Raw genomic sequence first — 25,842 nt, 5'->3', positions numbered from 1 at the left:
ACATTTAAAAAAGTTTTTTACATATTTTAATTACTGTTTAGTTAATATAGTTTATTTTAAAATGAACAAAAAGCTACTAAAATGTTATAGCTTTTTGTTGTTCTATAACCTTGATTATATATTTTTTATTATTTTAAAAAAACTTACGGAATGTTATACCTCTCTGTTGTTTAGGCTTCTTAATGTACTTTCTTCCTATTTCAAATAAGCTTACAAAATGTTATATAATTTTGTTGTTTTAGATATACTTATATATTTTTTCATTATTTCAAAAAAGATTACGAAATGTTATATCACTTTGTTGCTTTATTTATAGATAAGCTTAAAAACAACCTCCTGATTAAATAAACTTTTTATAATTTAAGCTTATTTTTATAGTTATCTGTTTAAACTCTTAACCACTGGTAATAATTTTAGGTGAGGTGATTTTATGGATAAATATAAAGCTTCTAAATTCAATGTATCAAATTGTCCTAAATGCAACAAAACAGATATTATTAAATACGGTAAACACGGAAACACTCAAAGATTTAAGTGCAAATGGTGCAGCAAAACTTTTTCTCAAAACAAAGATGCTATAAACTTTAATTCTAAAAAAGATCTAGCCACTTGGGAAAAATATTACACTCTTTTAATTGAAGGGATACCTTTAAGACAATGCGCAAAAATACTAAACATCAGCTTAGTTACTGCTTTTAAGTGGCGCCATATTTATCTTAATGCAATTGATTCTAAAACAAATAATATTTGTCTAGATTCCACAACCATTTTAAGGCATACACCTTTTTTCTATAGTAAAAAAGGTGATAAGAATATCCCTGAAGAAGAAAAAGTAAAAAAGTATATTTACAGAAAGATGGATCCTGAGAGAATACGAAGTCACGTCGGTATAAACCTTACTGTTACTAATATTTCTTTATCTAAAATAACTATTATAGGTAAGTTTTCTCAAAATAAGGCACTAATTAATTTCAAAGAAAATTTTAAATTCAAATCTTATGATTATTTATTTGGAAATGATAGATTTTCTATTAATATCGCTAAAAAACTGAATAAGAACAATAATGTCATCCAAATTAAAGATAAATATAAAGAATGCTTCGAATCTTCTAGAGATTATATAGCTTATCTGCATCAATGGATAAACCATTTTAGGGGCGTTGCTACTAAATATCTTAATTTATATTTGCATTTATTTTCATGTATCTTTGATAAGAGAGTACCAGAATTAATTAACTTTTTATAATTTACTATAAAGATTAAATATTGTTTTACTTTTTAAAGTCTCATTTATTCTACTAGATATAATTTCTAGGTTTAACCACACTGTGCTATAACATTTCGATAGCTTTAGCTGTTTTTTATTTATATGACTTTAATGCATCTAAATTTAACTTGTATAGATACCTTATTATGAATAGAATCAAATTAAACTAAATTTAAAACACTATAGTATAACATTTCAATAGCTGTACTCTTAAAACCTTAATACCTCAGCCTAACAACAAAATACTATAACATTTCGTTAGGATTTTAGGATTACTATAAAATAATATATGATTGCTATTGCTTAAAAAATTTCTTTTAAAAATGATTTTTTTAAAATAAAAAAGCACCCTTACGGATGCTTAAACTTAACTTGGTTTCCCACACTTCTTAAATAAAATGTAAAACTAACGTATTTATTGCAAAAAGAAGCATAGATACAACTGTTACTCTTTCAAGTATAACTTCTTTTGTTCTCGCTTTATTCTTTGAGAAGAAAGTTTCGTTGCTACTTCCTTGAATAAGTCCGCTAAGCGCATCTGATTTACTTGGTTGCATTAAAATGCTTACTATAACAATTATGCCTAATATTCCTTCTATTAAGAATAATATATTTTGCATGGGAACACCTCCTATTATTTCTTATCGCAATTTTTCATAATTCAACTTAATAAGTATATCATAACATACTTTTTAGCGCTATACAATTTCCCAAATTTTTCATTTTACATATAAAAAAAAGGTAATGCGCCGTCGCATTACCTTAATTGTTTTCTATTTTTTTAAGTTAAAGAATGCATCCATACCTCTGTATTCAGCAACATCATCTAACTCTTCACTAATTCTTAGAAGTTGATTGTATTTAGCAACCCTTTCTGATCTTCCTGGTGCTCCAGTTTTGATTTGACCTGCATTAACAGCAACAACTAAATCAGCAATTGTTGTATCTTCTGTTTCACCAGATCTATGAGATATTACTGCAGTGTATCCAGCTCTGTTTGCCATTTCTATAGCATTTAAAGTTTCAGTAAGAGTACCGATTTGATTTAATTTGATTAAGATTGAGTTAGTTACTCCTCTTTCGATACCCATTTTTAATCTCTTAGTGTTTGTAACATATAAGTCATCACCAACTAATTGAATTCTCTTACCTAATCTATCAGTCATGATTTTCCATCCATCCCAGTCTTCTTCTGCCATACCATCTTCTATAGATATGATAGGATATTTGTTTACTAGGTTTTCATAGAAATCTACCATTTCTTCTGGAGTTAATGTTTTTCCTTCATGTTTTAAAACATATTTTCCATTTTCGAAGAATTCTGATGAAGCAGGGTCAAGTGCTATAAACATATCTTTTCCTGGTTTATAACCTGCAGCATTTATAGCTTCAATTATAACTTCTATAGCTTCTTCGTTTGATTTTAAATCTGGAGCGAATCCACCTTCATCACCAACTCCTGTTGAATATCCTTTATCGTTAAGGATTTTCTTTAAAGCGTGATATGTTTCTGAACACATTTTTAAAGCTTCTTTGAAGTCTTTAGCACCTACTGGCATAATCATAAATTCTTGTAAATCTACTGAGTTATCAGCATGTTCTCCACCGTTTATGATGTTCATCATTGGTACTGGTAAAACTTTTGCGTTTACTCCACCAACATATTGATATAAAGGTAAGCCTAAATATTTAGCTGCTGCTTTTGCAACTGCAAGCGAAACACCTAAAATAGCGTTTGCTCCAAGTTTTCCTTTATTTTCAGTTCCGTCTAATTCTATTAAAAGTTTATCGATGTATGTTTGATCTAAAGCATTTAAGCCTATTAACTCATCTGCTATTATGTCATTAACATTTTCAACAGCTTTTAATACTCCTTTTCCGTTAAATCTTTCTTTGTCACCATCTCTTAACTCAACAGCTTCATAAATTCCTGTTGATGCTCCTGATGGAACTGCTGCAACGCCTTCTGTACCATCATCTAAAGTAACCTCAACCTCTACTGTTGGGAATGATCTTGAATCTAAGATCTCTCTTGCTCTTATATCTACTATTTCTGCAAATTGTTTCATAATTTATACCTCCTGAAATTAAAACTATTTATAGTTTTAACTAATATTCTTCTCTTTATGTGTATTATATCTCTTCTAATTGATAATTTCAATCACTTGAAATAAAAAATCACTAAAAAGTTACAAAGTCTACACCTATTTCAAAATCCTTATATCTTCTTCATTTTATTTACCCTTTTAATTTAAAGACGCAAAAATAGCCACATTATTAATAAAGCGGCTATTTTTAATGAAATAAAGTCATACTTCATACTCTATATTTTTCTTTTTAAAGTACTTATCTAATTGACTTCTCCAATATTTACTTTTTTCTTCATCTATTTCTTCTATATGTGTTAAAAATACTTATAATAATTTAAGACTATTTAGTTTTTTCATAAGGTGCCTTGGAAAATCAACTCGTCTTGTATAGCAGCCCTTAGGGTCTATCATCATTAATTTTCTATCCTTAGTTACGTAAATATCTCTGCAACGAGTATCAAGTTTTACAAAGCCTAATTTTTTAAACTCTTTAAGTAAATCATAAAGCTTTTTAGATATTTCTTTATCTAATCCGTTTCGCTTTATGTACTTATCTAGCCTAACCCCTTCTACCTTTTCTCTAATTATATAAAGCTCTCCTAAAAAATATATCTTTGGAAAATATTTAGACTTTTTAGTTCTCTTTAAAGTCATACCTTCAGCTTTGCATATTTTTTCTTTTAGGAAAATCTTTATAATTCTGTTATGAGGTAACTCGTAAACTATTCCGTTATTTCCTTGACCTAAGTACTTAGCATCTTTTAAAAGCTTTTCTGTTTTTAAATCAAAGTCCGCTGAGTAAGCATAATTTTTTCTCATTTTTACTTCCTATATATTATTTCTCTCAATATATATTATTAGTAAATTTTCTTAATGTGATTCTTTTATAAATGTTATTATAAACTTACTTCCTTTTGATACTTCACTAAAAACTTTAATTTCTCCCCCCATATTTTTTAATATGTTTTTAGTTAAATATAGACCAATCCCTATACTCTTCGGGTTAACTTCCTTATTATCTCCTTTATAAAACCTATTAAAAATCTTATTTATATTTTCTTTTTCAATCCCTATTCCGTTATCTTCTATAATAATCTTAGTTTGAAGTTTAGTCTCTATTACATCTAAATTTATATATCCATTAGGCCTAGTATATTCTATACAGTTTTTAACTATATTACTTAATGCCTCTTCAAGCCATTTATCATCACAAACTAAATAAACTTCTTCTTTTAAATAGATATTTATGCTTATATCTTTTGCTTTAGCTAAATCTCTAAATGAATTTTCAATTCTGTATATTATTTTATTTAAAGATTCACTTCTCTTATTAAACTCTATAACATTTGCTTCAAGCCTTCCGGCTTTTAAAAGATTTTGTATAAGCCAGTCCATCCTTTCTAGCTGTTCTTCACCTTTATCTAAAAATAATCTTTTTTGCTCTAATGGCATGTTCTCATTTTCACTTAGTAAATCATTAAACATAAAAAGTGATGCTAAAGGAGTTTTTAATTGATGTGATATATCTGCTAGGTAATCTTTTAAATAAAGCTTCTCGTCTTCTAATCTCTTTAAAGTTAAATCTACTCTTTCTGTCATTTTGTTAAACCTATCAGTTAGGATATATATTTCTCCTTCTTTGTAAACATTTTTTATAATTTTAGATTTTCCCTCTATTACTTTTTCTGTTTCTTTAGCTAAGTTTGAAAAATAATTATAAATATCTTTAAAAAGATTAAAGGAAATAAAGTAAGCACCTATTATAATTAATGTTATTATCACTATAACTTTTAATAACATATTAAATCTAAATTCTTTTAAAATATCATTGCTACTAAGTTCTAGCTCCTTATTATATCCGTAAGAATTTAATATTTCTTTTCCTCTTTTAATATCTTTTGAGTCTGGAGTTTCATAAAAGTTTTTAACTATCTCTCCAGTAGATTTACCACTATTTATACTTGAAATTATACTAGCATTTTGATTTATTAAAGATTCATTTAATCCTTTTATACTACTTTCTACAGCAATAGCACCTAAAATTATCCCCAAAATCAAAACTATACTTATTTTAAAAGTCAAAGTCTTAATCTCTTTATTTCTAAACATCTTATAAAACATAATTCACCTACTTATTAAGCTTGTAACCAAGCCCCCTAATAGTTTGGATATAATTTTTTTCTCCAAGCTTTTCTCTAAGTCTTTTTATATAAACCGTTAATGTTTTTTCTTCTATAAAATCTCCTTCAATATCCCAAATATTTTCTAATAATTGCTTTCTTGATAAAACTTGTCCTATGTTTTCTCCAAAATATAATAATAACTTGTATTCTCCAGAGGTTAAATTTATCTTTTCACCTAACTTCTTAACTTCGCACCTTAAAGGATTGATACTAATATCTCCAAACCTTATTATCCTATTATCAAGTTTTTTCTTTTCTCTTCTTCTTAAAACCGCATTTATTCTCGCGATTAATTCTCTAATTCTTATAGGCTTTGTCAAATAGTCATCTCCGCCTAAATCTAACCCTAAAACTATATTAGCTTCCTCATCGCAGGCTGTTAAAAATATTATAGGCGTATCTAATTCTTTTCTTATTTCTTTGCAAAAATCAAAACCATTTCCATCTGGAAGTGTAATATCTAAAAGTATTAAATTTATATTATCTAAAAGGCTTTCTCTAGCCTCTTTTAAACTCTTTTTATTTATAACTTCAAATCCTTCATTTTTTAAAGTATACTCTATCCCCATTCCTAGAGTAACATCATCTTCAACAAGTAGTATTTTAGCCATTTTATTCACCTCATAGTATATTTTACAATACTTTCTATTAATTATAAAATTAAGGTCACCTATTAATTTTAGGTAACCTTATAATTTAATCTTCTTCTCTAAGACCTTCTACTATAGATTTCTTTTTTAATTTATTAAGTGGTGGAACACTTGCTAAAAGGGTAATTAAAATAGAACCAAAAATCGAAATTAAAAATGGAATTACTTTATAAAAATCACTTTTAGTTTCTACTATACCTACCGAAACTACAAATAAACTATCCGTAAATTTCAATAGCACTAAAGATATAATCCCTCCAATTATTGAGGCAAATATACCGTAAAAAGCACCTTCTAATAATACTATTTTTCTTAGCTGCTTATTTGTTAAGCCTATTCCCCTCAAAGTAGAAAATTCTCTCTTTCTTAAAATCACATTTGTTCCTATAGTATTAAATATATTTATAACAGAGATTAATGTAATTATTATAATAAATGAATATACAAATAGGGACATAATGTCATAAATTCTTAAAGTATTCAAAACCTGTTCTTTGATATTCAAATATTTAATATCCTTATTTTTAATAAATCTATCTTCAATATTTGAAATTTCCTTATCGCTTAAATTTTCATCATAAGAAAATAACACCCCATTAATATCTAAGTCATTAAATTCTTTATTATATAATTCTTTTGGCATAATAATTCCTATATTAAAGAATTGACTTCCGCCACTTATATCATTTTTATTTAATATATCTTTAATCTTAAATTTTTTACTATTTCCATCTTTATCTTTAAATGTTATAGTGTCTCCTATCTTATAATTAGTAAGCCTTTCAAATACTCTTTTTTTATCTTTTATATAAGTTGTAGTATCTAAAAGTATTATTTCATTATTTTTTACCATCTCCTTAAGATCATATTTTTCTTTGCTATTTTTAGATAGAAAACTAAACATCTCTTCATTTCCAGAACTCACTTCTACCCCTTGTTCTGGCTCTACAAACCCGTTATTTAAGTCTTTAATTTTAAATATTTCTTTAGCCCTTGTAGTTAATTTATCTTTTTCTAAAGATAAATTAATATAGTCAGATACAAAACTTAATCTGTTTTCTATTCCTTCGGTATTATAAATATAATTTATTACATCCTTTGATAAACCTTTTTTATCTTTTTCTTTAGCTGTTACTTCTGCTTTAAATTCACTTACTCCATACATCATCTTAACTTCTGATTTAATCTCTAAGATAAGACTAGTAAACACATTAAATATTATAATTGATATAGTTAAAGCTAAAACAGTTACTATAAACCTCTTAGGGGTTCTTTTTATATTCTTGTAAGCTATATTACCCTCAATTTTAAATATTTTAGTTATTAATTTAGCATTTCTTCTTTTAAGTTTTTCTTTTCTATATTCATTTGAATTTTTTATAGCATTAACTGCACTTATTTTAGATACATTTCTAGCTGGACCTAAAATAGATATAAATACAGTAAGTAAAACTATACTAACCGTTAAAAATACAATTTCTTTATAAAACCCTATACTTATTTTAAAATTTATTATTCCTAAGCTCCCGACTAAAACATTTACTAAAAATACTAAAGATAAATATCCTATAATTATTCCAAGAGGGATAGAGATTAAACACATTAAAAATCCTTCTTTAAATAATATTAGTTTCATTTGTTTCCCTGTTATACCTATAGCTTTAAGTACTCCAAACTCTCTTATCCTCTCTATAATAGATAGATTAAATGAATTATAAATAACTGTTATAGTTGATAATATGATAAGACCTATAACTATAATTGCAATTCTCGTCATAGATTTAGGTAAACCATCTTTAGAAGAAAGAGTTAAAAGTTTTTCATTAAACCTTATATTATTTATCTCTTTTGCGCTTAAACCTGCTTCTTCCCCTATTTTTTTAGCTTTAATTTTAGCATCTTTATTATCTTTTAAATTTATATATAAATCATACTTTTTATCTTTATCTAACTTATCATTATCTAATGAATAAATATTTGATATATTATTATTAGTTGTAACAAACGGTTTATAAAAGCCAACTATCTTAAATTCTTTTCCGCTTCTTAATTTTATTTCTTCATTAATTTTATATCCTTGTTCTTTAGCTATATTATTTTCTATAATTATTTCACTGCTGTTTTTAGGAAGATTTCCTTTTACTATTTCATTACTAAAGATGTTATTAAAGGCATTATTAGAATACTCTTTTATTAAAAAGTCAATTTTCCCATCTTTACTTTTTGAAGTAGCTTTAGTGGATATAGAATAATTATCTAAAACCCTAGCGTTATTTATTATTTTTAAAAGGCTTTTGGAACTTATATCATTATATAAAATTTCAAAGTTACTGTTTTCTCTTTCTTTACTTATGAGACTTTCTCTAGTGCTTAAAATAAAAGTCCCTATAGCAAAGATTATTATAGTAGCTAAAGTTATCCCGATTATAGTTAATATATTTCTCCTTTTATTTATCTTAAAGTTTCTGTTACTAATTTCAGTATAATTTTTCACAGTTTACCCCTCCGTAACTATCCCATCTTTTATCCTTATAATCCTGTCTGCTTCCTCTGCAATATTTATGTCGTGAGTAACTACGATTATTGTTTGGTTATACTTTTTAACTGAAACTTTTAAAAGTTCTAAAACTTCTTTAGAATTTTCACTATCTAAATTACCTGTAGGTTCATCTGCTAAAACTATTAAAGGTTTATTTATTAAAGCTCTAGCTATAGCTGCCCTTTGCTTTTGCCCTCCCGATAATTCTGACGGTAATGAATCTTCTTTACCTTCTAAACCTAGCGTTTTAATTAAATCTTTTTTATAATCTTTATCTACTTTTCTACAATCTAAAAGAACTGGCATTTCTATATTTTCTTCAACAGTTAACATTGGTATAAGATTAAAATCTTGAAAAACAAATCCTATATTTCTTCTTCTAAAAATAGCTAGTGGATTTTCTTTTAAATTATATATGTTTTCGTTATCTATAATAACTTCTCCTGATGTTGGAAAATCAACACCTCCTATAAGTTGAAGCAAAGTGCTTTTCCCAGAACCTGATGCCCCTATTATAGCTATAAATTCACCTTTATTTATTTCTAAATTTGCATTTTTTAAAGCATAAGTTAAATTATCCTTCTTTCCATAAACCTTATTTAAATCTCTAACTTTTATTATCTTCATATTTACCCTCCTAAAGCTTCTATTTAACTTTATACTTTAATATTACATTTTAAATATTACCTTAGAATTAATTCATTTACTACAATTTAGTAATAAACGCAAAAAACCACCTCAAGAAATCTTGAGGTGGTTTTTATTACTTAAATTATTTGATTAAAGAATGTCCTGTCATTTCAACTGGTTGTTCTAATCCCATTTCTCCTAGCATTGTTGGTGCTATATCTGAAAGTTTACCGTGCTCTAATGTTTTACCTGCTGTGTGGTTTGAAACCCAAACAAATGGTACTGGCATAGTTGTGTGAGCTGTAAATGGATTTCCTGTTGAGAAGTCTATCATTTTTTCAGCGTTTCCGTGGTCAGCTGTTATAAATAATGATCCATCTTTTTCTAATATTTTATCTACTACTTTTCCTACACACTCATCAACTGTTTCGATTGCTTTAACAGCTGCTGGGATAACTCCTGTATGTCCTACCATATCTGGGTTTGCGTAGTTTAAGATTATCATGTCATATTTATCGCTATCTATTCTAGCTAATAATTCATCAGTTACTTCGTAAGCGCTCATTTCTGGTTTTAAGTCATAAGTAGCTACTTTTGGTGAAGCTATTAATGCTCTATCTTCGTTAGCGTTTGGAGTTTCAACTCCTCCGTTAAAGAAGAATGTTACGTGAGCGTATTTTTCAGTTTCTGCTATTCTTAATTGGTTTAATCCTTTAGCTGAAACGAACTCTCCTAAAGTATTAGTTAAAGTTTGTGGTTTAAATGCAACTTCAACACACTCAAAAGTTTTATCGTATTGAGTCATTGTAACGAAAGTTAAGTTCATTTTTTCAGTTTTGAAACCTTCGAATGATTTTTCAGCTAATGCAGCTGTAAGTTCTCTAGCTCTATCTGGTCTAAAGTTGAAGAATATTACTGAATCTCCATCTTTAACTTTTGCAACTGGGTGTCCATCTTCCATTATTACGCATGGTAATACGAACTCATCAGTTTTGTTATCGTGGTATGATTTTTCGATAGCTTCAAGAGGGCTGTTTGCAGTTTCACCTTCACCTTTAACGATAGCGTTATAAGCAAGTTCAACTCTTTCCCATCTGTTATCTCTATCCATAGCGTAGTATCTTCCGCTGATTGTTGCGATTTGACCTACTCCTCCTTCTTTCATCATATCTTCAGTTTTAGCTATAAACTCTTTACCTGATGATGGTGCAACGTCTCTACCATCCATAAATGCGTGAACATATACTTTTTGTATTCCTTCATTTTTAGCGAATTGTAATAATCCTCTTAAATGTTCTATGTGAGAGTGAACTCCTCCGTCAGATAAAAGTCCCATTAAGTGAAGTGCTGTGTTGTTCTTTTTAGCGTGTTCCATAGCATTTTTTAAAGCTTCGTTTTCGAAAACTTCTCCGTCAGCCATAGCTTTAGTTATTCTAGTTAACTCTTGGTATACAATTCTTCCTGCACCTATGTTTAAGTGTCCAACCTCTGAGTTACCCATTTGTCCTTCTGGAAGACCAACAGCCATTCCTGAAGCTTCTAAAGTTGTGTTTGGATATTCCTTCATTAATCTATCTATGTTAGGTTTTTTAGCTAATGATACTGCGTTTCCTTCTGAAGCTGCTTCTAAACCGAAACCGTCCATTATCATTAACATTACAGGTTTTTTAGTCATAATCTCTACCTCCATTTATTTAAAAACAATCAAGTACATCTTAATATTAAATTTCTCTTTTTGTACCGTTTTTATTATACTACAATAAAATTTCCATAACAATAAAAAGCAATAGTTATGAAAGAATTACTATTCAATCATGACTATTGCTTTTTTAGTTAAATCTACTAATAAATCTAATACTTAGAATTAGTAGTTAACGATAGCAGCAAAGTCTGAAGCTACTAAACTAGCTCCACCAACTAAAGCTCCGTCAATGTCTGATTGAGCCATTTGCTCTTTTATTGTTCCTGGTTTAACTGATCCACCGTATTGGATTCTTACTTTATCAGCTACTTCTTTACCGAACATTTCAGCTACAACGTTTCTTACAGCAGCTATAGTTTCGTTAGCTTGCTCTGAAGTAGCAGTTTTACCAGTTCCGATAGCCCAGATTGGCTCGTAAGCGATAACAACTTTTTCAGCTTGCTCTTTAGTTAATCCAGCTAAGTCAGCTTTGATTTGTCCAGCTAAAACTGAAACGTAGTTTCCTGATTCTCTTTGCTCTAAAGTTTCTCCACAGCAAAGGATAGGAGTTATATCGTGTGCGAAAGCAGCTTTAACTTTTAAGTTACAAGTTTCGTCTGTTTCGTTGAAGTATTCTCTTCTTTCACTATGTCCGATTACAACGTACTCGATTCCCATAGCTTTAAGCATTACTGGTGAAACTTCTCCAGTGAAAGCTCCTTTTTCTTCAAAGTGCATGTTTTGAGCAGCAACTTTAACATTTGATCCTTCTGCAGCTTTTAAAGCAGCATCTAAGCATACGAAAGTTGGGCATACTACTACATCACAAGTAGCATCTTTAACTAATGGTTTTAATTCGTTTATCATTTCTACAGCTTCTGCTGGAGTTTTGTGCATTTTCCAGTTTCCTGCGATTATTGGTTTTCTCATTTAATTCACCTCTATAATAATTTACTTATTTAGTAAATTAGCCATCCAAAATATTCTCTTCCGGATGGCCAATATTAATTTATAAAAACTATTTTTTAAATTAGCTGTTTAAAGCATCGATTCCTGGTAATACTTTACCTTCTAAGAATTCTAATGAAGCTCCACCACCTGTTGAGATGTGAGTCATTTTATCTCCGAATCCTAAGATGTTAACAGCTGCAGCTGAATCTCCACCACCTATAATAGTAGTAGCATCTGATTCTGCCATAGCTTCAGCTACTGCAATAGTACCTTTGTTGAAGTTATCGAATTCGAATACTCCCATAGGTCCGTTCCAGATAACTGTTTTAGCTTCTCTTACAGCGTCAGCATATATTTTTTCTGTTTTAGGTCCGATATCTAATCCCATGAATCCAGCTGGAATGTTTTGATCTTCAGTTACTACTGCTTCAACATCTTTGAACTCAGCAGCTACTCTGTGGTCTACAGGTAATAAGAATTTAACTCCTTTTTCTGCTGCTTTATCGATCATTTCTTTAGCGTAGTCTAATCTATCAGCTTCAACTAATGAAGTTCCGATTTCATATCCTTGAGCTTTTAAGAATGTGTAAGCCATTCCTCCACCGATGATTAATGTATCAACTTTTTCTAAAAGGTTGTTTATAACGTTGATCTTATCTGAAACTTTAGCTCCTCCTAAGATAGCAACGAAAGGTCTTTCTGGTGCTTCAACAGCGCTTCCTAAGAATTTTAATTCTTTTTGAATTAAGTATCCGCAAACAGCTGTATCTAAGAACTCAGTAACTCCTACTGTTGAACAGTGAGCTCTGTGAGCAGTTCCGAAAGCATCGTTAACGAAAACGTCAGCAAGTGAAGCTAATTCTTTAGAGAATTCTTCTCCGTTTTTAGTTTCTTCTTTTCTGAATCTTGTGTTTTCTAATAAAACAACGTCTCCGTCTTTCATATCAGCAACAGCTTTTTTAGCATTTTCTCCAACAACGTTGTCGTCAGCTGCAAAAACTACTTATTTACCAAGCATTTCGCTTAATCTTTTAGCAACTGGTGCTAAAGAGAATTCTGGTTTAGCTTCTCCTTTTGGTTTACCCATGTGTGAGCAAAGGATAACTTTTGCACCATTATCTACTAAGTATTTGATTGTTGGAAGTGCTCCATTTAATCTATTTTCATCAGTTATAACGCCATCTTTTAATGGAACGTTGAAGTCACATCTTACTAAGACTTTCTTACCTTTAACTTGAATATCTTCTACAGTCTTTTTATTGAAGTTCATCTCATTCACCTCTTATAAAATTTATATTTGAATTTTAAAATAGTCTGGCCTTATAGCCTTATACTACAAAACCAGACTTATAAAACTTTTAATTACTATCTAATTAATAGATTACTTTAAGTTAGCGAAGTATCCTAAAGTTCTGATTAATTGGTTAGTGTATGACATTTCGTTATCATACCATGAAGCAACTTTAACTAATTGTTCTCCGTTAACTTCCATGATTTTAGTTTGAGTTGCATCGAATAATGATCCGAAGCTGATTCCGATTACGTCTGATGATACTATTGGATCTTCAGTGTATCCGTATGATTCGTTAGCAGCAGCTTTCATTGCAGCGTTGATTTCTTCAACTGTAGTGTTTTTGTTAAGTACGCAAACTAACTCAGTTAATGATCCAGTTATTACTGGAACTCTTTGTGCGTTTCCGTCTAATTTACCAGCTAATTCTGGGATAACTAATCCGATAGCTTTAGCAGCTCCAGTTGAGTTAGGGATGATTGAAGCAGCAGCAGCTCTTGCTCTTCTTAAATCACCTTTACCATGTGGTGCATCTAAAGTATTTTGATCGTTAGTGTAAGCGTGGATTGTAGTCATGAATCCTTCTTTTAAACCGAATTGATCGTTTAATACTTTAGCCATTGGTGCTAAACAGTTAGTAGTACATGAAGCACCTGAGATAACTGTATCGCTAGCTTTTAATATTTCATTGTTTATGTTGTAAACAACTGTTGGAAGGTCGTTTCCAGCTGGAGCTGAGATAACAACTTTCTTAGCGCCTGCTTCGATGTGAGCTGAAGCTTTGTCTTTTGATGCGAAGAATCCAGTACACTCTAAAACGATGTCTACGTTTAATTCTCCCCATGGTAAGTTTTTAGGTTCTCTTTCTGCAGTAACTTTAATTTCTTTTCCGTTAACTACGAAAGCTCCTTCTTTAACTTCGATTTCTCCATCGAATCTTCCTTGTGCTGAATCATATTTGAATAGGTGTGCTAAAGTTTTAGCATCTGTTAAGTCGTTGATTGCAACAACGTTGAACTCAGGGTTGTTGATCATTAATCTTAAAGCTAATCTTCCTATTCTTCCAAAACCATTAATTGCTACATTTACCATTGTAAATACCTCCTAAAAATAGCCTTTATAAAAATTTTTTTTATAAACGATTTTATTAATTATTTTGCTTAGATAAAATCTTTACGATTTCTCTAGCGCAAGCTTCGTCAGTAACTAGTACTCCGTTAGTATTACCCTTTTGAGTAACAATTATTGACTCAAGCTTATTTTTTCCACCAGCGACAGCAATATGTGTGCTAATCCCTCTAGCTTCAAAAATATTTATTCCAATAGCAGTTGTTTTTGCAACCACTTTAGAAGCTTTATTAAAGTAACATCCACATGCTTCTCCCACAGCTTCCAGACTTTTTAACTTTTCAATACTCTTTTCTGAAAGCCCTCTTTTCTCTGCCATTTCTATAGCATTTCCAATTCCGTAAAGAAATATGTCTGCATTTTCTACAGATTCTAAAACTTCTTTTACTTCTCTTTCTTCTTTAAGAGACTTTAAAAGCTCTGGACTGATGTTTTCAGGGATATGAAGCATTTTATAAGTTCCATTTAGTTTACTTGCAAGTAAGGCTGCTAATGTATTTGCTTGAACTTCAACAGTTCTTCCCATTCCACCTCTTGCTGGAACTACTAGGACACGAGATACATTGTTAACCTTTGACAGTGATTCAACTGTCTCTTTAACAGCAGTGCCTCCTGTAATTGCTATGGTATCATTATCCTTAACCATTTTCTTTAAGTAGTTTGAAGCTGCCTTTCCTAAATCACTAAGAATTGCAGGATTCTTATCTACATCTCCTGGGACTATTATTACTTTTTTAACTTTAAGAAGATTACAAACTTCACTTTCAACATCTGAAAGGCCCTTAAGTTCGTGCACAAAAGCATTTAACTTGTAAACAAGTTCTTCACCTTCTTTAGTAACTGTCATACCTGGAGTATTAATATCTATAAGCCCTTGTCCTTTTAAAAAGGTTATCTCAGTTCTAACTATTCTTTCGCTTAAATGAAGCTCACTTGCTAAAACTCTTCTGCCTATAGGTTGATTAAAATAAATGGCCCTTAGTATATTGTACCTTTTTTCTAGTAAATCTACAACTTCAGGAACTATTTTCTTTTGCAAATTAATAATTTCTTGCAATTTAAAACACTCCTCTGGTCATCCAAAGACCCACTCTATTTTTTTTCGTCCCACAAGTTATATTATAAGTTATATCTGCCAATTTTTAAACCCTAAATTAAAAGTTTTTTGTTAATTCTTCTAAATTAATATCCTTTACATATAATTTAAATGCACTTTAGCCTTAGAATAGACTAGCTTAAGATAGGTTGTAGGAACGAGATTACTTCTTTAGAAAAATTTAGGGCAAAAGTAATTTAAATTACTTTTACCCTACCTCTTATAGAATATATTTTATAATCGCTTTCTTTTGCTAGAAGATGGGATATTAATTTCTTCTCTGTATTTTGCTACAGTTCTTCTTGAAATTTTAATATTTTCCTCTTTTAACATATCAGAAATATTTTGATCTGAGTAAGGCTTAGACTTATTTTCTCCATCAATTATTTCTTTTATTCTATTTTTTATTTTTAAAACTCCTAAATCTTCATCATTTCCTATAGCTGTAGTAAATAAATCTTTAATTTTTACAGTTCCTCTATCTATTAAGATATATTTATCTTTTATAGCTCTACTTATAGTTGATTCGTGAAGTTCAAGTTCTTCTGCAATTTCTTTTAGCGTCATAGGTTTTAAGAAATTCTCTCCACGTTTGAAGTATTCTTTTTGCTTTTCTATTATTTTTTCTAATACTCTATAAAGAGTACTTCTTCTTTGTTCTATACTCTTAATTAAAAATAATGCTTTATTAAGCTTTTCTTTTACGTAATCTGTAGTCTCTTTGTTTTCATCATTATTTATAATAGTTTTATATGTATTACTTATAGAAAGCTTAGGAATTACGCTATCATTCATTATTATAACGTATTCATCATTAAATTCACGTATAGCTGCATCTGGGATTATAAACTTAACTTCTTCACCAGTATAAAACCCTCTTGAAGGTTTTGGCTCTAATTTTTTAACTACATCTCCGTACCTTTGGGCTTCTCTAGGTGAAATAGAAAACTTTTTAGCTATATCTCCGTATTTGTTGTTTGCTATGTCTTCTAGGTGGTTATTTACAATTTCAACCATTATTTCATCATCTAAAGCTAATTTATCTAATTGAATAAGGAGACATTCTTTAATATCTCTAGCCCCTATTCCGTAAGGTTCTAAATCTTGAACAACTTCTAAAGCTTCTAAAACCTTTTCTTCCCCTATGTTAAGTTCTTCTGCTATATCTTTAGTTTTGCACTCTAAGTATCCTCTATGGTCTAAGTTTTCTATTATATAATCTCCTATTTCTTTAGTTAGATTATCTACTTCCATTTCCATAAGCTCTTCGTGTAAAAACTCTTTAAGAGATTTCTTCTCTGAAATAAAGTTAAATGGTGACACATCTTCGTTATCGTATGAACTGTAGCTTTGCGCACCATAATTATCAAATTCAAAGTATTTAATCATTTCTTTGTAATCATATTTATCCATTCCGTTGTCTTCACTTATTGAAGATTTTTCACTATAATCTTCTTTTAAATTTAAAACTGGATTTTCTGCATATTCTTTATCTATATATTCTCTAAGTTCAGTAACAGACATTTGTAATAGCTTAATTGACATTTGCATCTCTTGGGTCATAACAAGTTTTTGCTCTTGAGTTAAGCTAATAGAATAATCCATCTTCATATTATCACCTACTAATTTTCTCTAATACTCTTAAAAATTAATTTCTGTAATCATTATAGCATATATTAGGAAATTTAGGCTTTAAATTCTATTACCTCAAATAGCCTGTTTGGAACTTTAATTTCTCCATTTTTAACTTTTTCTTTGTAGTACTTTAGTTTTTTCATAGTATCCTTTGAGACATATTTTGAGGTAGAAGGTGCATAATCTATACCACCATCAGCTAGCCCAAACTCCGATTTATTCATAAGTCCACTTTTAAATTTACCTTCAACAAAATCTCCTGTAACATCATATAGAGATTTGTTTACATATTTCATCATAGAAGATATTATTACATCTTTATACTCTTTAATGCTTTCACTTTGATCGTTATCTACTCCTATTGCTTTTTTATTTAATTCTTTAGCTGCTTTAAATACACCAATACCAGACTTTCCTGCAGTATGAAAAATTATATCACAACCGCTCTCATATAGAGCTTTTGCTTCTTTATAAGCTTTTTCTTCCTTTTGGTAACCTTCTACAAACCTAACATTTTCTCTGTTTACTAAATTTTTTTCTAATCCATTATTTACAGTTTTTACGCCGCAAGCATATCCTGTTAAAAATTTCAGTCCGTCTTCATCATCCTTTCCACCAACGTATCCTACCTTTTTAGTTTTTGTTTCGTTTCCTGCTATAATACCCATCAAAAAACCACCTTCTTCGTGGTTATAAGTTATAGATTTTACGTTAGGTTCATCTATTACGCAGTCAACTATAACAAAGTTTTTAATCCTCTTTTCTCTAGCCATCTTTTTTACTATGTCTTGATAAGGGGCTCCTATAAAGATTATTAAATCGCTCTTAGCACAAATTTTTCTTATAGTTCCTTCGTTCTCACTTGATTCATCTAATTCCTCATAAATAGGATTTAAGGAGAAATCTTTAGCACCCTTTTCTACACCTCGCTTACTTATATCTCCAAAGGATTCATCTTCGAAGCTTGGGGCTAGTAGCGCTACAGTATTATTGTTATTTAGCACATCTTCTTTTTTTAATTCCTTTGAACAACCTGTAATTGATGTAATTATATATAAACATACTATGATTACAAATAAGAATGAAATTTCCCTATTATTTTTTATTTTCTCCAAAATTATCACCTCACTTTTATTTAAGTTAAGATTATTTTCCCCAAAATAAAAAAATCCATGCTTAGCACGGATTTTTTGATAATTATTTTTCACTTGCGAAGAAAAAGCCAACAGCTTTATTTCCTGAATGGATTCCAACAGAACACCCTATTGGAACTTCTAAATATTCTATGTTATTTTCTATTAAGTAATCTCTTAAAACAGTATATATCTCATCGCTATCTAAGTTTATTAAAATTACTGGCAGGTCTTTTCTAGGCTTAAATTTTTCTATATCAGAAATTATTTTTTTAGCAGCCTTTTTATTTCCACGAACCTTATCTTTAAGTGCCATAACCCCATCTCTTACTTCTAAGATAAGTCTAATTCCTAGTATTCCAGTTACTACACTAACTGCTTTAGGTAGTCTTCCACCTCTAACTAAGTTATCTAAAGATTCAAAGCTTAATGATGAATTTATGTGAGATTTTAAATCTTCGATTTCTTCTGCTATTTCTGAAATTGGCATTCCTGAATCTCTAAGCTTTGCAGCTTTTATAACTAGTAAGCCAAGGCCTGATGTTATAGTTTGAGAATCTACTATATAAACATCTTCTGTCTCTAGCATTTGCTTTGCTAAACAAGCTGATTGATAAGTTCCACTCATACCTGATGACATTATTATAGAAAGGACTTTATATCCTTCATCTAAATATTTCTTATATACTTCTACAAATCTGTTTGGAGTAATCTGTGCCGTTGTTGGGAACACATCTCCTTTTTCTATTCTTTCGAACACTTCAGGTAGTTCAATCTCTACTCCATCTAAATAACTCTCTTCTCCAAAGTTAATTAGAACTGGTAAAACTTCTATGTCTAATTCTTTTAGTAAGTCTTTTGGTAAGTCAACTGTACTATCTGTTATAATTTTTATTTTTTCCATTTTTCAGTATCCCTTTCTACTATTTCATATTTGGAAATCCTATCTGTCTTAATGCCTCATATGCTACTATCGCTGCTGTATTTGATAAATTTAAGCTTCTAGTACTTGTCTTTATCATAGGAATTCTGATACCTTTATGCGCATTATGTACATCTTCTGGAACCCCACATGTTTCTCTTCCAAACATTATGAAATCTCCATCCTTATATTCAACTTCGTCATAGTGCTCTCCACCATGTGTAGTAGCTAAATATATGTTTCTATCACCATATTTTTTCATAAACTCTTCATAGCTTTCATGAACTTCTAATTTAAGTTCGTCCCAATAATCTAATCCAGATCTTTTTACCTGCTTGTCACTTATATCGAAACTAAGTGGCTTAATTAGGTGTAGCGTTGCGTCTGTTAGTACGCAAGTTCTCGCTATATTACCTGTGTTTTGTGGTATTTGTGGTTGATACAAAACTATATTTATACTCAAAATAATCACCTTCCATTTTAAGAAAAAATAAGATGAAAATCCTTTCATCTTAACTCTTAACATTAACCTAATATAGAAATAATACTACACTACTTAAGTTAATGTCAAAATTTTAAATTTCTATTTTTAATCTAAAACAAACTTTTTAACAGCTTTTCCTACACCATCTTTAATATTTGTATCTGTGATGTAATCAGCTTTTTCTTTTAATTTATCTATACCGTTTCCCATTGCAATTCCAAGACCTGCATATTCTATCATGCTTATATCATTTTCGTTATCTCCTATGCAAATAATCTCTTCTCTTTTTACACCATACTTTTCTCCAAGCACTTTAACTGCTCTTCCTTTTGAAACTCCTTTTTCATTTATCTCAATACTTGAGTCTCCTGAAAGATAAAAAGTAATTCCATCTACTTCTTTTAATCTATCTCTAAATTTTCTAAGACCTTTTTTAGTTTTTCTAAAGGCTATACATTTAGTTACTACGCCCTCATTTTCTTTAAGCCATTTTTCTAAGCTTTCTTCACTTTTTATGGTTTTAAGCCTTATATTAAAATCATCTAATTCTTTGCAAGGCAATACTACTTTACCTACAAAAGCACTTAAGTATGAATTAGTTATAATCTCATCTACAGTGTGCATATGTAAAATTACTTTGCATTCTTTTGCTATTTTAAATAGCTTTCTTATAGCTTCGCTATTAATTTTACTTCTATAAATAACATCCTCTGAATATTTTTCACGAATAACTGCACCATTACCTGCTATAACTGCTGATTTTGCACCTATAAATTCTGAAAAATACGCAGCATTGTTATATAATCTGCCTGTTGTTACTACTATATGAGTTCCCCTATCGCTAGCTTCCTTTAATACCTTTTTATTAAAGTCACTAATCTTATGTTTTTCCCCAAGTAAAGTTCCATCCATATCTATACAAACCATCTTGTACTTACTTTTTGTCATAGCTTATGTTCCCTCCAAAATCGCCTTTACTTTAAAATATAGCAAGTTAAATATTTAACTTGCTATATTATCTATAAAACATTATACATTTAATTAACTTTTTCTTCCACACAAAACTATAATTTAAATTAAATATAACTTTTGTGATAATAATTTAATCTTTTAAGTAGCTGGTGTTTGAACAGCCGGGTCTCCATTTTCTGGCTTTGGATCTTCTTTTGGAACTTCTGGTTTAACTTCAGGTTTAACCTCAGGCTTAACTTCAGGTTTTTTAGTTCCAACCCTTACTTCTTTTTGAACCATAGCATAAGTATCAGTTGAAACTAATTCTTTATTTATAACTTTTCCATCTTTATAAGTTAACTGATATCCTTTAGCTACATAACCTGCTTGTCCTGCTGATTCAACTACTCTCTTACCTTCTTCTAGAGTTGGATCTTTCACTATTTTCTCTGTTGGAGGAATAGTTCTTATGATTTCATTAGCCATTTCATAAGTTTTTCCACCTAATGCATTTTTATCTCCATACACTTTAAAAGTAGCTACTTTATTGCTTGTGTATCCTTGTATATATATTGGGAAGTCATAAGTGTTTTTTATTTTAAAATCTAAATAACCCCAAGCTACTGTAGCATCTAAACCTGGCTTTGCATACCCTACTGTAAGTGAGTGATTATGTCTTTCAGCAGGTCTTAAGTTTGCTCTCATAACAGCTCTATATAAAGCACTTGAAACTTGGCAGATTCCTCCACCTATATCTTTTTCTATTTTATTGTTTATATAAACATTACCTTCTTTATATCTACTCTTATCTCTTTGAGTAGCCTCACTATAACTAAATACTTCTCCTGGCATAAGAAGCGTTCCATTAACAAAGTCAGTAGCAACTGCTATGTTCGTTGACCTTGAATAATCGGATGTAGTATATGCACTTGAGTACTCACCCATAACACCATTTATTTTCTCTAAATCTTTTTTCAAAACTTTAGGCTCTTGAACTTTTGTACTTACAGTTAAAACTGTTTCTTTAGATAAATCACCATTTATAGCTTCTTTTAATTTAGAATCTAGTTCTTTTTTATCTATAACATTACCTGATTTTCCTTCTGTTATGTTTTTGGCTCCACCGACACTTATAGTTAACTTAGCATCTTGTGGTTTATTACTAAGCTTATCTATTATTTTTTCTTCTAGATTTACTAGCTTTTTGTTATCATAAAAAAACTTTATAGGTATCTCAGTCTTTTTACCTTTATTAATCAAAGAATTCTTTTCTAAAAGATTTTCATCTTTTCCATATTTTAAAGCATCTTCTGCTGTTAAATCTAAATCATATTTTGGATCTATATCCTTATATTTTGCTTTAAATTCTTTATCTGTTCCTTCTACTTTTATAGTTATTTCTTTATTATTAATTTTTTTTGTATAATTATCTTTTAATAATACCTTTGCTTCATCTAATGTTTTATTAGATAAATCAACTTCACCTACAAATACTCCTGGATAAATTTTATTTTCATACTTTTCTACATTTTCCCTTGCAAAAGATATGTAACCAAATACCCCAGCAAAAGCTAATACTGCTGCAACTGATGCCCCGATTATAATATTCTTTTTCTTACTACTTCCTTTAGGCTCGCTCACTTAACATTTCCCCCATTCATTTAGAGTTGTCCATTCATAAATCTAACAAATAAATTATATATTACAAAATATCATATTTTAAGTAATTTATTGTAATAATGATTTATTTTAAGATATATTTGTAATTATTAATAAAATTTTAAATATAATTAGAGTTAAGCTATAAAGAAGAGTAAATCTTGTTATTTTTTCGATAACTTTCCTCACTTTATAACCTAACTCAATTTTTATCCTTCTATCTTTACTTTTGATCTAATTTGAGAAGATTCACCATCATAATCAAAAGCATCTATTCCTATTTCAAGTATTCTACCTTTAGGTTTATATATTTTACTTAAAGGAATTTTGTAGGAAGTATCTGTTTTATCAACAGTTCCAATCCAATATCCATCAACGAATATATTGTACCCTAAAAGGTCTATGTCTGTGTTTTTCTCCCAAGCTACGTGGATAAATTTATTATCAGCATAAGCTTTTAAGCCTTTTACTCCTCTAGGTTGAGTTAAAAGATCTAATTTTACCCCAAAGTTTGCATCAACAGGATTTCCAACACCTTTTACATTTTCATTTTCTGAATACTGCCAAATTCTCCATCTAGTCCACCCGCCAACGTTTGGTGGATATGGAGGGTTACTTGGAATATTTGTATACATAGCAATCCAAAGAGGCATATTTTTTAAAGGTTGCTCTCCATTGCTATTTTTAAAATCTCCGTAAAGGTCTACGAAAAATGTACCTGTATAAAGCATTAGTCTTCTTCTAGTCTTTTTTTCAAACCTATTTCTAAATCTATCTATCCAGTTTAACATTGCATCGTTAGATAGTTTATTTTCTATAGGAGTCTCAACATCTAAGACAGGAAATAAATCTCCGTAATTTTTATTTCCGAAGCCCTTTGAAAGTATTCCTATAAAATCATCGCATTGTTCATCTGCACTTACTAAATTATATGATGGTACACCAAAGTGATATGCACCAACTGGAATTTTATATCCTCTACTTTGTTTTGCAAATTCTACGAATTTTTTATCTTCTCTAAACTTTCCACTTCCAGAACCAGAAGACCTTAAGTATAGAAAGTCTATAGTACTTGCTAAGACTTTAAAGTCAACATTTTGACTATATTCATTTAAATCAATTCCAAATGTGTCTTTTGGACCTTTATCTTGCATATATCCTCCAAATAATAATATTCCTCCTTAATAGAATATTATTTTGGAAATAAAAAGTTACTACATTCTAAATCTTACATAAAAACTTATATCGTTTCCGTAACACTCTGCCCAAATCTTACCGTTATGTCTTTCTATAATATTTTTAGTTATAGCAAGCCCAAGCCCTGTTCCTCCACTGTTTGTATTTCTAGATTCGTCTAATCTATAGAATCTATCAAATAATTTTTGAAGTTTTTCTTCTGGGATATTATCTCCTCTATTTTTAACAGAGATAGTTACAAAGTTGTCTTTCTTATAAACTCCAATTATAACAGCCCCTGGCTTATAAGAATATTTAACAGCATTAGTTAAAAGGTTCTCAATAGCTCGAACCATCTTAGATACATCTAAGCTTAAAATTATCTTTTCATCTGATAATGTAAGGATTTGCTCTATATCATTTTCTTCAAAGAAAGGTTTCATTTCTTCTGAAATTTGTGATATGAAATCAACTAAATTAACTTCACTCTTTTCTAAAGTCATATCACTATTATTTATTTTAGTGTATTCAAATAAATCTTCTATTAAAGCTTTAAGCTGTTCTGATTTATTAAATGCTATATCTAAATATTCTTTCATTTTTTCTTTTGAGTCATATCTTCCATCTTTAACAAGACCGATATATCCCATAACTGATGTAAGAGGAGTTCTTAAATCGTGAGAAACGTTTGTTATAAGATCTGACTTTGTTTTCTCTGCTAACTTTTGAGCTTCTATTTGCTTATTTACTTCTCTTGCCATTATATTTATATTTTTTGAAATTCTAGAGATTTCATCCTCTCCTCTTTCAGGAATAACGTAATCTAATTCACCTTCTGCAATCACTTTAAGTCCTTCTGAAATTTCGTGAATATACTTCATTTTATTTTTTGTTACTATTAAAAATAAAATAATAAAAGCTAGAAATGCAAGAACCATTGCTAAAAATGAGTTTTCTACAGTCTTTTCTAAGTTTTCGATTCGTCCTGTAGGTATTGCTTTATAGATTAAGTAGTATTGCTCTTTTCCAAGTGAAATAGGATAAAGTGCTGTAAACTCCTTTGGTTTACTTTCGTTTGTTGAAATATCGTATCTACCATTATGTTCTACTGCAAATTCTTCTTCGTATTTATTTTCTGATATTCCTTTTAAAATACTAAATATATCTACTTTTTCGTTAGATACGTTTGGAGTTTTTCTTAAAACATTACCCTCTAAATCAGTTATAAATACTAAATCACCCTCATGCTTATACATATTAAACACGTCTTGGAAGTATTTATTATCATTAATATCTATAGTTCTTTTTTCTCCATTAACATCAACAGTTCTATTTTCTTCAATATATCTTGCCATATGCTCAGCATTATTACTTAGTGAATCATAATCATATTTAATAACTGATGTATAAACAATATTTCTAAATAGATTATTAGTAACCATATAAATAGCACCGGCTATTAAAAAACAAACTATTATAGCAATAACTAATTCAAATTGAACACTTTGCTTTATCTTCCTATCTAACCTTTCAATTAAAAACTTAATTCTAATTGTTAGCCCTTTAAGTTTCTTTCCAATAAAGCTATTACTAAATCTATTTTTTAATCTAGCCCTAAGCTTTTCTTTTTTAGGCTTTTCTCCTTTATCTTTTTTTCTACTTATCAATTTTATATCCTACCCCCCATACAGTCTTAATAAATCTTGGATTTCTAGGATTTTCTTCTATCTTTTCTCTTATCTTTCTTATGTGCACCATAACCGTGTTATCTGACTCTAAGTATTCTTGTTTCCATACACTTTCGTATATATTTACTATAGAAAATACTTTTCCACGATTTTTAGCAAGTAAAACTAAAATATCAAATTCAGTTGGAGTAAATTTTATAAATTCTTCTCCTAGATATACTTCGTGAGTATCTAATTTTATATTTAAATCTTCAATATTTTCTTTTAAACTTGTATCATCTTCTTTAGAAAATTTATTGAATTTTTTATATCTTCTAAGTTGTGATTTTACTCTAGCTATAAGTTCTAATGTATTAAATGGTTTGCTTAAATAATCATCAGCTCCCATATTAAGTCCTAAAATCTTATCTATATCTTCTGATTTAGCAGATAACATTATTATTGGCATTTCAGAATTTTCTCTTATTTTTAAACAAGTTTGAATCCCATCCATCTTAGGCATCATTACATCTAAAATAACTAAATCTATATCTTTTTCTTCTAAAAGATTTAAAGCTTCTATACCGTTTTCAGCCTTAAAAGTTTCATATCCTTCGCCTTTTAAATATATCTCAACTAAATCCCTTATTTCTTTTTCATCATCTACAATAAGAATTCTCTCTTTTTCCATTACTTATACCTCCAATAT

At 29.4% G+C, this 25,842-nt stretch carries 21 protein-coding genes and 1 pseudogene; 1 reads left to right on the top strand and 21 read right to left on the bottom strand.

The genetic code is table 11. The features are described from left to right. The first annotated feature begins 430 nt into the window (after positions 1-430). Positions 431-1,246, top strand: a complete 816-nt coding sequence (locus tag M4I33_RS03700; RefSeq protein WP_257915530.1) for a hypothetical protein — start codon at positions 431-433, stop codon at positions 1,244-1,246. A gap of 410 nt (positions 1,247-1,656) precedes the next feature. Here M4I33_RS03700 and secG read toward each other — a convergent pair whose 3' ends face one another. The 21 genes and pseudogenes from secG to M4I33_RS03595 form a co-directional block, all read right to left on the bottom strand. Continuing rightward, positions 1,657-1,887, bottom strand: coding sequence for a preprotein translocase subunit SecG (gene secG, locus M4I33_RS03695; protein WP_194191189.1), 231 nt, complete (start codon positions 1,885-1,887; stop codon positions 1,657-1,659). Between the two features lie 153 nt (positions 1,888-2,040). Next, positions 2,041-3,336, bottom strand: coding sequence for a phosphopyruvate hydratase (gene eno / locus M4I33_RS03690; protein ID WP_194191188.1), 1,296 nt, complete (start codon positions 3,334-3,336; stop codon positions 2,041-2,043). Between the two features lie 345 nt (positions 3,337-3,681). Continuing rightward, entirely contained in the window at positions 3,682-4,176 is a 495-nt protein-coding gene (locus tag M4I33_RS03685; RefSeq protein WP_308367161.1) for a protein kinase, read from the bottom strand. 51 nt (positions 4,177-4,227) lie between these two features. After that, positions 4,228-5,478 (bottom strand): sensor histidine kinase KdpD, encoded by a 1,251-nt coding sequence (locus M4I33_RS03680; protein WP_257915529.1) that lies wholly within the window; start codon positions 5,476-5,478, stop codon positions 4,228-4,230. Between the two features lie 7 nt (positions 5,479-5,485). Beyond that, entirely contained in the window at positions 5,486-6,151 is a 666-nt protein-coding gene (locus tag M4I33_RS03675) for a response regulator transcription factor (protein WP_257915528.1), read from the bottom strand. Between the two features lie 85 nt (positions 6,152-6,236). Next, a complete protein-coding gene (locus M4I33_RS03670; protein WP_257915527.1) occupies positions 6,237-8,684 on the bottom strand; it encodes an ABC transporter permease in 2,448 nt (815 codons plus the stop codon). A gap of 3 nt (positions 8,685-8,687) precedes the next feature. After that, a complete protein-coding gene (locus tag M4I33_RS03665) occupies positions 8,688-9,356 on the bottom strand; it encodes an ABC transporter ATP-binding protein (protein ID WP_257915526.1) in 669 nt (222 codons plus the stop codon). 145 nt (positions 9,357-9,501) lie between these two features. Then, positions 9,502-11,034 carry a 2,3-bisphosphoglycerate-independent phosphoglycerate mutase gene (gene gpmI / locus M4I33_RS03660; RefSeq protein WP_257915525.1) on the bottom strand — a complete coding sequence of 511 codons (1,533 nt, stop codon included), beginning with the start codon at positions 11,032-11,034 and terminating at the stop codon, positions 9,502-9,504. 189 nt (positions 11,035-11,223) lie between these two features. Continuing rightward, positions 11,224-11,970 (bottom strand): triose-phosphate isomerase, encoded by a 747-nt coding sequence (gene tpiA, locus M4I33_RS03655; RefSeq protein ID WP_194191181.1) that lies wholly within the window; start codon positions 11,968-11,970, stop codon positions 11,224-11,226. A gap of 100 nt (positions 11,971-12,070) precedes the next feature. Then, a pseudogene (gene pgk, locus M4I33_RS03650) lies at positions 12,071-13,261 on the bottom strand (phosphoglycerate kinase). A gap of 111 nt (positions 13,262-13,372) precedes the next feature. Then, positions 13,373-14,374, bottom strand: a complete 1,002-nt coding sequence (gene gap / locus M4I33_RS03645) for a type I glyceraldehyde-3-phosphate dehydrogenase (protein WP_194191179.1) — start codon at positions 14,372-14,374, stop codon at positions 13,373-13,375. A 55-nt stretch (positions 14,375-14,429) separates the two neighbouring features. Next, the gene (locus M4I33_RS03640) at positions 14,430-15,467 is read right to left on the bottom strand and encodes a sugar-binding transcriptional regulator (protein WP_257915524.1); all 1,038 of its coding nucleotides are present in this window, start codon (positions 15,465-15,467) and stop codon (positions 14,430-14,432) included. A gap of 273 nt (positions 15,468-15,740) precedes the next feature. Continuing rightward, positions 15,741-17,117 (bottom strand): RNA polymerase factor sigma-54, encoded by a 1,377-nt coding sequence (gene rpoN / locus M4I33_RS03635; protein WP_257915523.1) that lies wholly within the window; start codon positions 17,115-17,117, stop codon positions 15,741-15,743. 74 nt (positions 17,118-17,191) lie between these two features. Next, a complete protein-coding gene (locus tag M4I33_RS03630; protein ID WP_257915522.1) occupies positions 17,192-18,256 on the bottom strand; it encodes a BMP family protein in 1,065 nt (354 codons plus the stop codon). Positions 18,257-18,338: 82 nt separating this feature from the next. Further along, positions 18,339-19,178: a DegV family protein gene (locus M4I33_RS03625; protein ID WP_257915521.1), complete on the bottom strand. Its 840-nt coding sequence runs from the start codon at positions 19,176-19,178 to the stop codon at positions 18,339-18,341. A gap of 19 nt (positions 19,179-19,197) precedes the next feature. Beyond that, positions 19,198-19,659, bottom strand: coding sequence for a tRNA (cytidine(34)-2'-O)-methyltransferase (locus M4I33_RS03620; RefSeq protein WP_257915520.1), 462 nt, complete (start codon positions 19,657-19,659; stop codon positions 19,198-19,200). 126 nt (positions 19,660-19,785) lie between these two features. After that, the gene (locus M4I33_RS03615) at positions 19,786-20,628 is read right to left on the bottom strand and encodes a Cof-type HAD-IIB family hydrolase (RefSeq protein WP_257915519.1); all 843 of its coding nucleotides are present in this window, start codon (positions 20,626-20,628) and stop codon (positions 19,786-19,788) included. 162 nt (positions 20,629-20,790) lie between these two features. Next, positions 20,791-22,272: a VanW family protein gene (locus tag M4I33_RS03610; protein ID WP_257915518.1), complete on the bottom strand. Its 1,482-nt coding sequence runs from the start codon at positions 22,270-22,272 to the stop codon at positions 20,791-20,793. A gap of 227 nt (positions 22,273-22,499) precedes the next feature. After that, complete coding sequence (locus M4I33_RS03605) at positions 22,500-23,444, bottom strand: glycoside hydrolase family 25 protein (RefSeq protein WP_257915517.1); 945 nt, start codon at positions 23,442-23,444, stop codon at positions 22,500-22,502. 60 nt (positions 23,445-23,504) lie between these two features. Next, positions 23,505-25,133: a HAMP domain-containing sensor histidine kinase gene (locus tag M4I33_RS03600; RefSeq protein ID WP_257915516.1), complete on the bottom strand. Its 1,629-nt coding sequence runs from the start codon at positions 25,131-25,133 to the stop codon at positions 23,505-23,507. Next, on the bottom strand, positions 25,123-25,824 hold the full coding sequence (locus tag M4I33_RS03595; RefSeq protein ID WP_257915515.1) for a response regulator transcription factor: 702 nt from the start codon (positions 25,822-25,824) through the stop codon (positions 25,123-25,125). The genes M4I33_RS03600 and M4I33_RS03595 overlap by 11 nt, the downstream gene beginning before the upstream one ends. Positions 25,825-25,842 lie beyond the last annotated feature (18 nt).

Source organism: Clostridium sp. LY3-2, assembly GCF_024705715.1.
Taxonomy (GTDB): Bacteria; Bacillota; Clostridia; order Clostridiales; family Clostridiaceae; genus Clostridium.
The sequence above is the reverse complement of the archived record's forward strand: the minus strand, read 5'-3'. Positions and strand labels throughout refer to the sequence as shown.

Excerpts from the sequence above, each read along its gene's own strand:
- M4I33_RS03700 (WP_257915530.1), top strand. The coding sequence starts at position 431 with ATGGATAAATATAAAGCTTCTAAATTCAATGTATCAAATTGTCCTAAA.
- secG (WP_194191189.1), bottom strand. The coding sequence starts at position 1,887 with ATGCAAAATATATTATTCTTAATAGAAGGAATATTAGGCATAATTGTT.
- eno (WP_194191188.1), bottom strand. The coding sequence starts at position 3,336 with ATGAAACAATTTGCAGAAATAGTAGATATAAGAGCAAGAGAGATCTTA.
- M4I33_RS03685 (WP_308367161.1), bottom strand. The coding sequence starts at position 4,176 with ATGAGAAAAAATTATGCTTACTCAGCGGACTTTGATTTAAAAACAGAA.
- M4I33_RS03680 (WP_257915529.1), bottom strand. The coding sequence starts at position 5,478 with ATGTTTTATAAGATGTTTAGAAATAAAGAGATTAAGACTTTGACTTTT.
- M4I33_RS03675 (WP_257915528.1), bottom strand. The coding sequence starts at position 6,151 with ATGGCTAAAATACTACTTGTTGAAGATGATGTTACTCTAGGAATGGGG.
- M4I33_RS03665 (WP_257915526.1), bottom strand. The coding sequence starts at position 9,356 with ATGAAGATAATAAAAGTTAGAGATTTAAATAAGGTTTATGGAAAGAAG.
- gpmI (WP_257915525.1), bottom strand. The coding sequence starts at position 11,034 with ATGACTAAAAAACCTGTAATGTTAATGATAATGGACGGTTTCGGTTTA.
- tpiA (WP_194191181.1), bottom strand. The coding sequence starts at position 11,970 with ATGAGAAAACCAATAATCGCAGGAAACTGGAAAATGCACAAAACTCCA.
- gap (WP_194191179.1), bottom strand. The coding sequence starts at position 14,374 with ATGGTAAATGTAGCAATTAATGGTTTTGGAAGAATAGGAAGATTAGCT.
- rpoN (WP_257915523.1), bottom strand. The coding sequence starts at position 17,117 with ATGAAGATGGATTATTCTATTAGCTTAACTCAAGAGCAAAAACTTGTT.
- M4I33_RS03625 (WP_257915521.1), bottom strand. The coding sequence starts at position 19,178 with ATGGAAAAAATAAAAATTATAACAGATAGTACAGTTGACTTACCAAAA.
- M4I33_RS03615 (WP_257915519.1), bottom strand. The coding sequence starts at position 20,628 with ATGACAAAAAGTAAGTACAAGATGGTTTGTATAGATATGGATGGAACT.
- M4I33_RS03605 (WP_257915517.1), bottom strand. The coding sequence starts at position 23,444 with ATGCAAGATAAAGGTCCAAAAGACACATTTGGAATTGATTTAAATGAA.
- M4I33_RS03595 (WP_257915515.1), bottom strand. The coding sequence starts at position 25,824 with ATGGAAAAAGAGAGAATTCTTATTGTAGATGATGAAAAAGAAATAAGG.